The organism is Chitinophaga sp. Cy-1792, assembly GCF_011752935.1.
In the GTDB taxonomy this organism is placed as follows: Bacteria; Bacteroidota; Bacteroidia; order Chitinophagales; family Chitinophagaceae; genus Chitinophaga.
Window position 1 is genome coordinate 2,931,237 of sequence record NZ_VWWO01000001.1, and the last position, 11,301, is coordinate 2,942,537.

General features: G+C 46.9%; 10 protein-coding genes. 4 read left to right on the forward strand and 6 right to left on the reverse strand.

Annotated features, from left to right (window positions below; all coding sequences use genetic code 11):
• Nucleotides 1-9: 9 nt before the first annotated feature.
• Both F3J22_RS11955 and F3J22_RS11960 read right to left on the reverse strand, forming a co-directional pair.
• Nucleotides 10-1,356, reverse strand: coding sequence for a sigma-54 dependent transcriptional regulator (locus tag F3J22_RS11955; RefSeq protein ID WP_167017396.1), 1,347 nt, complete (start codon nucleotides 1,354-1,356; stop codon nucleotides 10-12).
• 54 nt (nucleotides 1,357-1,410) lie between these two features.
• The gene (locus tag F3J22_RS11960; protein ID WP_167017398.1) at nucleotides 1,411-2,622 is read right to left on the reverse strand and encodes a histidine kinase dimerization/phospho-acceptor domain-containing protein; all 1,212 of its coding nucleotides are present in this window, start codon (nucleotides 2,620-2,622) and stop codon (nucleotides 1,411-1,413) included.
• Between the two features lie 324 nt (nucleotides 2,623-2,946).
• Between F3J22_RS11960 and F3J22_RS11965 the strand changes: the two genes are divergently transcribed.
• On the forward strand, nucleotides 2,947-4,095 hold the full coding sequence (locus F3J22_RS11965) for an aldose epimerase family protein (RefSeq protein ID WP_167017400.1): 1,149 nt from the start codon (nucleotides 2,947-2,949) through the stop codon (nucleotides 4,093-4,095).
• 117 nt (nucleotides 4,096-4,212) lie between these two features.
• Complete coding sequence (gene uvrA, locus F3J22_RS11970) at nucleotides 4,213-6,705, forward strand: excinuclease ABC subunit UvrA (protein WP_370459412.1); 2,493 nt, start codon at nucleotides 4,213-4,215, stop codon at nucleotides 6,703-6,705.
• A 467-nt stretch (nucleotides 6,706-7,172) separates the two neighbouring features.
• Here uvrA and F3J22_RS11975 read toward each other — a convergent pair whose 3' ends face one another.
• The 4 genes from F3J22_RS11975 to F3J22_RS11990 form a co-directional block, all read right to left on the reverse strand.
• A complete protein-coding gene (locus tag F3J22_RS11975; protein ID WP_205195189.1) occupies nucleotides 7,173-7,628 on the reverse strand; it encodes a GNAT family N-acetyltransferase in 456 nt (151 codons plus the stop codon).
• Between the two features lie 68 nt (nucleotides 7,629-7,696).
• On the reverse strand, nucleotides 7,697-7,864 hold the full coding sequence (locus tag F3J22_RS11980; RefSeq protein ID WP_167017405.1) for a hypothetical protein: 168 nt from the start codon (nucleotides 7,862-7,864) through the stop codon (nucleotides 7,697-7,699).
• 99 nt (nucleotides 7,865-7,963) lie between these two features.
• The gene (locus tag F3J22_RS11985; RefSeq protein WP_167017407.1) at nucleotides 7,964-8,137 is read right to left on the reverse strand and encodes a hypothetical protein; all 174 of its coding nucleotides are present in this window, start codon (nucleotides 8,135-8,137) and stop codon (nucleotides 7,964-7,966) included.
• 472 nt (nucleotides 8,138-8,609) lie between these two features.
• Nucleotides 8,610-9,230: a DUF4159 domain-containing protein gene (locus F3J22_RS11990; RefSeq protein WP_167017408.1), complete on the reverse strand. Its 621-nt coding sequence runs from the start codon at nucleotides 9,228-9,230 to the stop codon at nucleotides 8,610-8,612.
• A gap of 176 nt (nucleotides 9,231-9,406) precedes the next feature.
• Between F3J22_RS11990 and F3J22_RS11995 the strand changes: the two genes are divergently transcribed.
• Entirely contained in the window at nucleotides 9,407-10,408 is a 1,002-nt protein-coding gene (locus F3J22_RS11995; RefSeq protein ID WP_167017410.1) for a MoxR family ATPase, read from the forward strand.
• A 5-nt stretch (nucleotides 10,409-10,413) separates the two neighbouring features.
• The gene (locus F3J22_RS12000; RefSeq protein ID WP_205195190.1) at nucleotides 10,414-11,301 is read left to right on the forward strand and encodes a DUF58 domain-containing protein; all 888 of its coding nucleotides are present in this window, start codon (nucleotides 10,414-10,416) and stop codon (nucleotides 11,299-11,301) included.

Consider the following 11,301-nt stretch of genomic DNA (forward strand, 5'->3'; position numbering starts at 1 on the left):
GGAAAAATATTAAGATAACTTATACTCCTCCATTTTCCTATACAGGGTCGATAACCCTATATTCAATAACCTGGCAGCTTTCGACTTATTCCCGTTTACATAGTCGATGACCCACCGGATATGCTGTTGTTCTACTACTGCAAGATCAAAGGTGGACCTGTTTTTCGCCGGGTTACGTTCCAGTCTGAACTCCAGTGGTAATACTTCCGGCGTGAGTATGTTCCCTGAAGTAAGTATGATGGCCCTTTCCATGACATTTTTAAGTTCACGGATATTACCATTCCAGGAATGGTCTTTTAATTGTTGGAGGAAGGCCGGGCTCATACCATCTATCTGTTTATTTGTTTTACCTGCGAAATATTGCAGGAAATGGCTGGCAAAAAGTGGGATATCCTCGGCGCGTTCACGCAGGGGAGGGAGGTGTATCATGAAAACATTCAGGCGATAGTAAAGGTCTTCGCGAAACCGCCCCTGTGCTATTTCTTCTTCGAGTCGGCGGTTGGTGGCCGCGATAATTCGTATATTCACTTTCGTTACTTTGGTGTCGCCAACTTTAATAAATTCGCTTGTTTCAAGTACGCGCAGTAGTTTTGCCTGAAGGTCCAGCGGCATTTCGCCGATTTCATCGAGGAAGAGCGTACCATCGCTGGCTTCTTCAATCAGCCCTCTTTTATTTTTGATAGCGCCGGTAAAGGCGCCGGCTTTATAGCCAAAGATCTCACTTTCCATAATATCTCTGCCGATGGCACTGCAGTTGATGGCCAGGAAGTCTTTATGGGCGCGGCTGCTGGCCCGGTGGATGGCTTGTGCAAACATCTCTTTCCCTGATCCTGTTTCGCCGGAGAGTAATACGGCCGCATCGCTGGGTGCTGCCTGGGCTGCCTGCTGCCTCGCTTCTTTGATGGCGGCACTGAAACCTATCAGGGTATCAAAGGAAGGCTGATGGTCCTGTAGCTTGGTTTGTAGCTGCTGGATCCTGCGTTGCAGCTGTACTTTTTCCATGGCACGGTGCAGGAGTGGAATGATGCGCATGTTGTCATTCCCTTTGGTAATGTAGTCGAAAGCCCCGTCTTTAATGGCGCGTACGCCATCGGCGATATTGCCGTAGGCAGTGAGCAGTATGATTTCTGCGATGATGCCCCGTTCCCGGATATGGCTGACAAGGTCAATGCCATTGCCGTCTGGCAGCATGACATCGCTGAGAATGACGTCTGGTTGTTCGGTGTGAAGTAAGTGCCTGGCGGCTTTGATATTTTCTGCTGTCAGTACCTGAAAGCCTTCCAGCGCAATGATGCGCTTTAAAAGCTGGCGGAGTTTTTCCTCATCCTCCACCAGCAGTACGGTTCCCGTATGCATTTGTTGTAGCTTATTTTGTTGTAACCAGTATGTTGTTGTCAGCGCTGTTTATAATCAGCGCTGATAGGATGATGCCCCAGGAATGGCCGCTATCTTTTGTTGCGTAAATTCCAGCAGGTCGCTGCTGATTTGTAAGATGCGTTCGGTGTCTTCGTGTATGCTTTGGAGTAGTTCCAGCTGTTCACCGCCCAGTGGGCCGGTGCGACTGTCTTGCAGCAAGGAAATACTCATTTTCATGGAGGCGATCGGTGTTTTAAGTTCATGTGATGCTGCTGCGATGAATTTTGTTTTTTCAGCCGCAAATGCCGCTGCAGCGCTGATATCCCGCAATACAATCACTTCTCCTGTCTCGTCATGTTCGTTGCTTACTTTAAACACTTCCTTGACAAATACGCGGTTGTCTTGCTTGTAGGGCAGGCACAACTGTGATCCGGGAGGGGCGGAGTGTATCGATTGCAGGAATTCCTGGCCAGACTGCTTCCTGGCTTCACTGATGTCTTTGATAATACTATTCGCGAAAATCAGATGCTGATCCTTGTCATATCCGATGATACCGTCATTAATCTGGTTAATGATTGTTTCAATATTGTTTTTGGCCGTTTTTATCTGTTTTGTATTACTGGTGTCGTAGGCATGCAATTGTTCCGCCATCATATTAAAAACAGCCACCAGTTCTCCGAATTCATCCTTTCGGGAGACGTTAATGCGGGTCTGGTAGTGTTTGTTGGATACCTGGCGTATGCCTGCGGTGAGCAGTTGTACAGGTTTGGTAACAATGGCCGGGAAGCTGGCGATGAAAATGATAGACACGCCCAGCAGTACCATCGTGATAACAGACAGTGTAAGCATGGCTCTGTTGGCTACGACAGACGCTGCCGCATTTTTCTGGATGATGGCCTGCTGGTTAATGGACGATATCTGCAGGATGGCCAGCCGTAGTTGTTCCGTGAGCGCTGCGTCATCGGGGTGTTGCCGGAGGTCTTGGGAGAGTGATACCGCTTTTTCGGTAACGTTGGCTTCTCCCGGTTCGGTGATATTGGCTTGTTGCAACTGAAGGTTATACTGCAGCGAATCAAACTGCACTGGCCGGCTTTCCATTGCCTGCAGCATATTGTTGGAGAACATGATGGAATGCAGGTTCTGCTTTAACACCTGTTTCACGTTGTCGTTATAGCGGTATATCTGGTATACTCCCGTCATACTGATGGCGAGCGCCATCAGAAAAAGGAAGGTGAGCCCCAGCGTTAGCTTTGTTCTTAATGTCATCTCCTGATTATTTATATAAAAGTTGCAGCGAATGAAATGCCAGCACTGCTATACAAAATGTTATTTTTATAATTAATTGATTTGCAGATGATTGTGTTTTGTTGCTGTTTTGGGAAGATAGACAGGGTATATCAAAATGAGGAGGTGGTTTTCCATTTTGGGAGGGTGGCTTGCAATCCTGGATGCTAAGAATTAATTTGTGCTGTTGGATTGTCGGACTAACCAATGATTAACATAAAGTAGTGCGTTTAGTGTTTGGGGTTAGGGAGATAATCACGATATTTAGTTATTGTATTTTCTTACACAAAATAACTTTGTTACGTTATGAAATTCAGCTCCAGGGCACTTTCCACCCTATTGATCTCCGGCGCAACGCTGGCATCCTGTCACAATCAATCCGGCACCACAGAGACAGCAACTAAAAAAGATACAATGATAGCAGCACAACAGGCACGCCCCTACGGCGAGTCGGATGGTCAGCAGGTACTGCAATATACCCTCCGCAACGCCGCCGGCATGCAGGTGAAAATCCTGAACTACGGTGGTACCATCACCGATATCATCACTCCGGATAAAAACGGTACCCTTGGAAACGTAGTATTATCCTACGACACGCTGGCAGGCTATCAGCAAAAAGGACAGCCATACTTCGGCGCCCTGATAGGCAGGTATGCCAACCGTATCGCCAATGCTAAATTTACCCTCGATGGCCAAAGCTATCCGCTGGCAGCCAACGATCATGGCAATACACTCCACGGTGGCCTCAAAGGTTTCGATAAGGTAGTATGGCAGGCCACACAGCAGGGCGACAGTACCCTCGAGCTCTCCTATAGCAGCAAAGATGGAGAAGAAGGCTATCCTGGCAACCTCGTTGCCAAAGTGATGTATACACTCACACCGGAAAATGCCCTCCGTATTGACTATAAAGCTACTACAGATAAGGCTACCCCGGTAAACCTCACCAACCACGCCTATTTTAACCTCTCTGCCGGCGCAGACAGCACCATCCTCGACCATGAACTGTCGCTCAAAGCCAGCAAATACACTCCTGTAAATGATCAGCTGATACCTACCGGCAAACTTACAGATGTTAAAGGCACACCGATGGACTTCACCGCTCCTAAAAAGGTAGGTAAAGACATTGCCGCAGTGAAAGGTGGCTTCGACCATAACTGGGTGCTGGACAAAAAAGAAGGAGACCTGGAAACAGTAGCAACCCTCTATCATCCGGCCTCCGGCCGCTACATGGAAGTGGCTACCACACAACCTGGTATACAGTTCTATTCCGGCAACTTCCTGGATGGAACCTTACAATTCACCGCTGGTGGAAAAAAATACCCACAACATGGTGCATTGTGCCTGGAAACACAACATTTCCCGGATTCACCTAATCAGCCTTCATTCCCGAATGTTATCCTGAAACCAGGTGAAACCTACGCACAAACAACTGTATATAAATTCTCTGTAAAATAATTATACTGGATTGACAGTATTTTCCTGACAAAGGCTGATCTCTGCTAAATAGAGATCAGCCTTTTTTGTCAACGGCATTATCTTTGTGGCGCTTGCCCTATGCAGCAAAAATCCCCTGTGAGCCCATTAGCAGGCTTTGTGAATGTGAGAGGTGCCCGTGAACATAACCTCAAAAATATTGACGTGCAGATACCCCGGGATGCCCTGGTAGTTTTTACTGGTGTTTCCGGCTCCGGCAAATCCTCGCTGGCATTCGGTACCCTATATGCCGAAGCACAGCGCCGCTACCTCGAATCGGTATCTCCCTACGCCCGCAGACTATTTCACCAGATGCCGGTACCGGAAGTCGACGAAATCGACGGTCTGCCACCAGCCGTAGCCCTGCAGCAGCAACGCGGTACTCCCACCACCCGCTCTTCTGTTGGCAGTGTAACCACCCTGAGTAACCTGGTGCGCATGTTGTACTCCAGGGCCGGCGATTATCCCAAAGGCCAGGAGATCATCCATGCCGAAGCCTTCTCTGCTAATTCCCCCGAAGGTGCCTGTCCGCAATGTCATGGTATGGGCCGCATCTACGATGTTACGGAACAATCCATGGTGCCCGACAATACCCTCACCATACGGGAAAGAGCCGTTGCCGCATGGCCCACCGCCTGGCAGGGCCAGAACTACCGCGACATACTCACGACCCTGGGTTACGATGTAGATATCCCCTGGAAAGATCTCCCGGCAAAACAACGACAATGGATACTCTTTACCGATGAACAGCCTACCGTGCCCGTATACGCCGGCTTTACCCCGGAAGAGGTGAAGGCGGCCCTGAAACGAAAAGCTGAACCCAGTTATATGGGCACTTTCATGGGCGTCAGAAAATATGTCATGCATACTTTCTCCAGCACCCAAAGTGCTATGATGAAGAAAAGGGTGTCGCAGTATATGCTCAGTACAGAATGCCCCACCTGTCATGGTAAGCGCCTGAAACCTGCTTCGCTGTCTGTAAAATTTGCAGGCATGGATATCGCAGACATGGCGCAGCTACCACTAAAAAGACTCTTTCAGCTGATGCAGGAAAAGCTGCAACCGAAGGAAGATAAAAAGCATCCGGAGAAAGCAATCGTGGTACAACGCATCGCCGGCGACCTCGTAGCCCGCTTGCAGGTGCTCATGGACCTTGGGCTTGGCTACCTTTCGCTGGACAGAAGCACGCCAACGCTATCCCCCGGAGAACTGCAACGCCTCCGCCTCGCCACACAGGTACGCTCCAATTTATTCGGGGTGGTATACGTGCTGGATGAACCTTCTGCCGGACTGCATCCTGCCGATACGCAGGCATTGCTACGTGCCCTGGACAGACTCAAAGCTGCCGGCAATTCATTGTTTGTAGTGGAACATGACCTGGATGTTATCCGTCATGCCGACTGGATCGTAGATGTAGGGCCCCGTGCCGGCACAGAAGGAGGGCAGGTGCTTTTCAGTGGCCGTACGCCTGATCTGGAAAAAATAGCTACTTCTGTTACTGCCGCCTACCTGTTCAATAAACAAAAATTGATTCCGCATTCGCCACGTAGCACCGACGCATGGCTGAAACTAAAAGATGTTACCAGGAATAACCTGCATCAACTGGCAGCCAACTTTCCGCTACATTGCTTCACGGCAGTAACGGGTGTTTCAGGTTCTGGAAAATCCAGCCTGGTGAGTCAGGCCCTGGTAGAACTGGTAGCCGGGCACCTTGGCACCAATATCCAATCCGAGGAAGAAGCCGCTGATATAGACCAGCAATCGGCAGCTACTACGGATGGCCGTATCACGGCAGGAATGGACCAGGTAAAACGCCTGGTGCTGGTAGATCAGAAGGCGATAGGCCGTACGCCCAGATCTAATCTCGCTACCTATACGGGCTTATTCGATCATGTAAGAAAAATATTTGCGGCTACCCCTGCGGCTAAGGCCAGGAAATATGATGCCGGCAGGTTCTCCTTCAACATGCCGAAGGGGCGGTGTGAAACCTGTAACGGAGAAGGCTTTGTTATGGTAGAATTATTATTCCTGCCAAGCGTATATGCACCTTGTCCTACCTGCCATGGCGCCAGGTATAATGCCAAAACGCTGGAGATAAAATATAAAGAGAAATCTATTGCCGATGTCTTGCAACTGACGGTAAATGATGCCTACGAATTTTTTGGGGATGATGCAGCTGTTCATCATTCTTTGCATGTGCTGAAGGAAGTAGGGCTGGGCTATCTACGCCTGGGACAACCGGCCACGGAGCTTTCCGGCGGAGAGGCACAGCGTATAAAGCTGGCTACGGAGTTGCAGCGTATGGGCAAAGGAAATACGTTGTATGTCCTTGATGAGCCAACAACAGGCCTGCATCCTGCCGATGTGGACAGATTGATGTCGCAGTTGAATTTATTGGTAGAAGCCGGGAATACCGTGATAGTGGTAGAGCATAATATGCGGGTGCTGGCCGGCGCGGATTGGGTCATCGATATAGGGCCGGGTGCCGGCGAAGAAGGCGGGAAGATTGTAGCGGCCGGTACGCCTGAAAGTGTGGCTCACGGCGGTATTGGCCGGACAGCGGAATTTCTGAAACGCTATTTCCCTGCGTGATGTTGCATTTAGCTGTTGTGAGATAATAGCACGCCAAGTAGCGCTGCTCAGTATATATGCAATAAGTTATACAGTAATGCGTCGCATCACTACTAATAATAAAATCCTCGTGCCATGCGGTGAAATCTGGTATTATGGCAATATTTATAAAAGCTATATCACAGTATGTTTGCTGTGATATAGCTTTTATGTTTTACAACAGCCTGTAATCTCCTCTTCCTACTACTACAAACAGCAAATTTTCCCTGATCTATACAATAGACTGCCATTCTACATAGTTGTCTATGCAGGTGACACTAATTGTAAAGACACAGGAAGTGGTTCATTCATTGCTGAAGGAAGGCCCAGCAAGATGGTTGTTGAGGATAGCCGGTTATGCTTTGTGTTTGCAAGCAAAGCATTGGCTCGGATATTAGTAGTAGGGGATTGTTCAGTTCAGTTGACTAACTAGACTATTATTTTGTCGGTTAATCAAGATATATTAAATCAAAATACATCATTGCTGTATGGCCGTCTGTTGATTTGGCCGGAAAATATCTAAAGCCATTCTTTTCATAGAATTTGACCGATTGGTGATATGCATCTACAGTGATAAATTTACAACCGGTTTTGTTGTTATTTAGAAAAAGATTCTTTATGAAATCCAGTATGGAGGCACCAATACCTTGATTTTGGATAGAATCTGTAACACCCAAACGGCCTATTTTTGCAGCTGGGAAACTATTCGCAGGTGTTCTTTTTTTACCGTGCAAATGACCCTGTATTTTCTTCCATTGATTTTTGCTACTTGCATCCTCAAATGAAATTTTGTCATTCAGTAAACTGAAGAAAGCTACAGTTTCAGTATCAGTTTCTACAAGATAGGTTACTGTTAATAACTCCTTTGAATATCTATGAGCATGATTGAATAAGAAATCATTCAAGTCTTGATCTCCACAGTTAAAGGGTTTGATGATTGTGTTTTGGGTTAACTTGACAAGGTTGAACCTATTTATGACCATTCGAATCGCGCAATGGATTTTATCATTTCATAATTTTTTTTTATTCTTTCCTTTTCTTCTTTTGTGGCTCTCTTGTGAGCATTCTTCCTGACATCATCAAGGAAAATTTTAGCCGCTTTACCTTTTAAATGCGGCGTTTCTGCAATTGGACGTGCCATAGTTTTAAGTTTAAAATTTATTTAGATGAAAAATATACTTCGGAGATACAATATTTTGTTGTCGGCCTTTGTATTTAAAAGGCAGTTGTTTCAAAGATGTCATTCGAATTGTTGTATGGCTTTAAATTTTTCAAAATTTCTCTTTATCCTTTCAATTTCCTCTGGACTTGTTCTTTTGTGAGCATTTTTCTCCGTTTCTTTACGGAACTTTTTTGCCGCCTTGCCATATAAGGCAGGTGTGTCTGCGATTGGTCTGGATACTGGTTTAAACATGGTCATCGTTTTTAATTGTTAAAAAAATATTTACCTAAATACATTCTAAAAGTATATCCCACAAAATCCCCGTCAATGAAATGCAATCCCATAAACACAGCTATACTGCATTCCCATCTTCCCAAAAAAATAAGGACATAAATAAAAGCGCAATCTCAGGTTGCATCACTATTCAATCATGAATAAACAGCATCGTAGCATGCTGCAGGTTTTTCTGCTATCTATTCCGGACGCACACTGGAGAGGAACAATGCGTACCGGGAATATTTTCTTATCCTCCGATAATCGGCGCTACATGAATCGGTTTAATCATCTTTTGTTGTAACGATTGAGGGTTAATGATGACCAAAATTAAACCGCTTTTTCTATTTAAAGAAAAATTATTTTGTTAATAAATTGTTGTTGTAAAAGGTTGGGTAAGTCCAATAAAATAAAGGGTTACAGCGGATTTGTCAAAATGATAAAATGGTTATCACTGTAATGCATACACGATTATATTGATGCCGAATTTCGTATTATCTTCCGCTAAGAATCGCTTGTTGCGAAAATCATAATCCCACTCACATCCATAGTCTTTATTGCTATACAATACGCCTATACGACCATTCACTTCAATAGCCTTTAAATACTCATGTACCAGGTCGTCGCCCCAGCCATTCAGTTCAAAGGAAGTATTCGGCGGACCCTGCTCAAACTTGAAAAAGGAGTGATAAATCGCATGGTTGTTGGGGATTTTTTTTAATGCATTAGCGCCAAACAGCGCCGCCATCTGTTTTTCGAAAGACCTGGCAAACAGCCCGTCTATATCATGGTTGCAGTCGTCCACAAATACAAATCCGCCATGCTGCACATATTGTTTGAAATTGGCCGCCTCCTTACTGTCGAACTGTACCAGTTTATGCCCGCTCAGGTAGCAGAAAGGATACTGAAAAATCTCCGGACTACTCAAATCAATGACCTTCTCCTGCATAGCTACAGGAATCGTGGTATATTCTATCAACGAATTGAGAATATTGGAAGGCATGCGCTGGTCGGTATCCCAGTCGCCGGAATGATATCGTAGTCGGACAAATGTAAATGTATTCCCAGCCATAGTTCTTATAAGCAGCGACGGTCAAGATAAGGCATTTTTTAATTTTTATCAGAAAGATGGATAGACGGACGCAGCATATTAAGGATGACCGGTTATTAAATGTAAGTGATTGTTATTACTTTGTGGGCGGCTAATGGAAATTTGCCACAACCAACTTTCTTCGCTAAACCGATGGTATGATGCTTAATGAGAATATGTTGCAGCAGTTACTGCAAAAATTGCCTGTGCTCCGCCGGGAAATACAAAAAGTTATTGTAGGCCAGGAAACTGTACTGGATGAGGTGTTGGTAAGTATGCTGGCTGGTGGCCACTGCCTCCTGGAAGGGGTGCCGGGCCTGGCTAAAACGCTCCTGGTACGCACCCTGGCGCAAGCCCTGGACCTGCCTTTCCGCCGTATCCAGTTTACACCCGACCTGATGCCCACAGATATCATCGGTACGGAAGTGCTGGAAGAAGATCATATCACCGGTAAACGCTTCTTTAAATTCAATAAGGGCCCGCTATTCGCCAATATCATCCTCGCGGATGAAATAAACCGGACACCACCGAAGACACAATCTGCACTATTGGAGGCAATGCAGGAGTTTGAAGTGACCTACGCCGGACAAACATACCCGCTGGACAGGCCCTTCTTCATCCTGGCTACACAAAATCCCATCGAGCAATCTGGTACCTACCCGCTGCCGGAAGCGCAGCTGGACAGGTTCCTCCTGTATATCCGCATCGGCTACCCCGGCGAACAGGAAGAAACAGCGATCCTCGCCGGTACCACCGGCAGCAAAAAAGTACAGGTAACTCCTGTGCTCAATGCCGCCGATATCCTGCAACTACAGCAGTTTGTAAGGGAGGTTGCCATAGATCCGGAACTGATACATTATGTCAGCCGCCTCATACGCGCCACCAGGCCCGCCACTACGGAAGTAACGGAAATCAGGGAACTGGTACGCTGGGGTGCCGGCCCCCGTGCCGGACAGGCACTCATCCTTACTGCTAAGGCACTGGCACTCCTCCATGGCCGCTTTGCTGTAACCATGGCGGATATTAAAACCATGGCGCTACCAGTGCTCCGACATAGAATACTGCTAAACTTCAAAGCGGAAGCAGAAGGTCTCCAAACGGATGATGTTACCAATATCCTCCTGCAAAAAATTACCAGAATCGCAACCAGCTTATCCTGAAAAGCATGACAACACTGCTGCATCCAAAAACGGTACTGGCAATAAAGGATTTGCAACTGGCTGCTAAAACAGTGGCAGACGGACTCCTGTCGGGTATGCACGCCAGCCGCATGAAAGGTGCCGGACTGGAATTCAGCCAGTACAGAAGCTATCAGCCCAGCGACGACCTGCGCTGGCTCGACTGGAAAATGTATGCACGGTCAGACAGATATTATATACGGCAATCAGAAATTGAAACCAGTATCGATATACAGCTGATCATTGATGCCAGTAATTCTATGCTGCACGAAGATCAGGGCATTACCAAAATCGATTATGCCCGCTACCTGGCAGCTGCAATAGGCTACCTGTCGCACCAGCAGGGTGATGCTACCGGACTTTCGGTGATGCAGTCTGCACAGGTGTTTTCCCTCGCTGCGAGGCGGGAAACACAGCATATGGCGCGATTCTATTATCAGCTGGAGCAAATACAGCCTGGAGGCAACTTTCAGCACCCCGCCGCACTGAAACAATTATTCACTGGGCCTCATAAGCGACAGCTATTTGTTTTTGTCTCCGATTTCTATGAACAGCAATCTGAAATCATGCAGCTGATGGATACCCTGTCGGCCATGCAACACCAGGTGCTGGCATTTCATCTTGTGGGAGAAAATGAACGCCAGGGCAGTTTTAAGGGCTATCAGGCCGTTGAAGACCTGGAAACGGGAGAAATACTCCAGCTGGACGGTGCAATAGACGCAACGGCTTATGCGCAGCTATGGGCCAGGTTTACGGCCCGGCTGCAACAGCATTTAACAGAAAAAGGAATCCTGTATCAGCAGATGTCTGTGCAATCGCCACTGGATATAGCATTGAGAGATTTCCTGCTGCAATACAATAAAATAAGAAGATAA

What these genes read in the sequence shown, in the direction of transcription:
- F3J22_RS11980 (WP_167017405.1), bottom strand. Translation starts at nt 7,864, where the DNA reads ATGGCACGTCCAATTGCAGAAACGCCGCATTTAAAAGGTAAAGCGGCT.
- F3J22_RS11955 (WP_167017396.1), bottom strand. Translation starts at nt 1,356, where the DNA reads ATGCATACGGGAACCGTACTGCTGGTGGAGGATGAGGAAAAACTCCGC.
- F3J22_RS12000 (WP_205195190.1), top strand. Translation starts at nt 10,414, where the DNA reads ATGACAACACTGCTGCATCCAAAAACGGTACTGGCAATAAAGGATTTG.
- F3J22_RS11995 (WP_167017410.1), top strand. Translation starts at nt 9,407, where the DNA reads ATGATGCTTAATGAGAATATGTTGCAGCAGTTACTGCAAAAATTGCCT.
- F3J22_RS11990 (WP_167017408.1), bottom strand. Translation starts at nt 9,230, where the DNA reads ATGGCTGGGAATACATTTACATTTGTCCGACTACGATATCATTCCGGC.
- F3J22_RS11965 (WP_167017400.1), top strand. Translation starts at nt 2,947, where the DNA reads ATGAAATTCAGCTCCAGGGCACTTTCCACCCTATTGATCTCCGGCGCA.
- F3J22_RS11985 (WP_167017407.1), bottom strand. Translation starts at nt 8,137, where the DNA reads ATGTTTAAACCAGTATCCAGACCAATCGCAGACACACCTGCCTTATAT.
- F3J22_RS11960 (WP_167017398.1), bottom strand. Translation starts at nt 2,622, where the DNA reads ATGACATTAAGAACAAAGCTAACGCTGGGGCTCACCTTCCTTTTTCTG.